Origin of the sequence: Halomonas sp. 3D7M, assembly GCF_014897885.1 — a bacterium.
In the GTDB taxonomy this organism is placed as follows: domain Bacteria; phylum Pseudomonadota; class Gammaproteobacteria; order Pseudomonadales; family Halomonadaceae; genus Vreelandella.
In genome coordinates, this window is the sequence record NZ_JABUZF010000251.1 from 1 (window position 1) to 832 (window position 832).

1 pseudogene is annotated in these 832 nt (G+C 52.0%); it reads left to right on the top strand.

From position 1 onward, the window contains the following. Positions 1 to 68: 68 nt before the first annotated feature. Positions 69 to 556: pseudogene (locus tag INT22_RS22160) on the top strand (IS30 family transposase); the annotation flags it as partial. Positions 557 to 832: the final 276 nt, after the last annotated feature.

Consider the following 832-nt stretch of genomic DNA (forward strand, 5'->3'; position numbering starts at 1 on the left):
ATAACTTTTGCATAACCACTTACTGACAGCTTAACAGATTCCAGACTTGGTCTGGCGTCCACCTGTGACCTCTTGAGATTAAAGACCGTCGAATGCCTGAGTTGGGCGGGAGATTTCATTATGGGTTCCAATAACAGCTCTGCCATCGGTACGTTGGGACGCTCTTGGCGAAAGTGGATAGCACCACAGCCACGATTGTCGGCTTCATTGACAATCTCAATGAAGCGCCGTGCTCTTTGCGCCTGTCCATGACCTATGACCAGGGCAAAGTGATGGTCAAACATGCTGAGATTGCCCAGAAGACGAGTGCAGCGATCTAAGCCGACCCGCATAGCCCATAGAAGTGGGGTTCCAATGAGACACCTATGGGCTGTTGAGGCAGTACCTGCGGAAGCGCACGGACCTGCCAGCCTGTAGCCAGGAAGGACTCGACGAGATCGCCGACTAACTGGATACACGATCATGCAAGACACTGGGGCGACGCTCACCGTTAGAAGTCTACGTCGAGGCGCTAGAAGGCCGAGAACTCTTCAATAACGTTGCACTTGGAGCTTAAAGCCGCCAAACTCCTCAGGGCAGGTGCGCTTGGTACCACCATAGTGTTCCCTGCAAATACCAGGCTTCGATGATTATGCCCCCTCCCCTGAGCTTCTTGTCCGCCACCTGACTGTGAGGTCAGCATTTTACCTTAGGCTCTATCTTCAAATTATCCCTCACAGAGGCTCTATTAGACTTTCCCTTAGAGAGTATCAGAAGCCTTAACCCAAAGCTTTCCTGAGCCCCTCAGAATCAGCTTCAGATCGATGTCAATCGAGTAGGAAGGGGAGTCGCC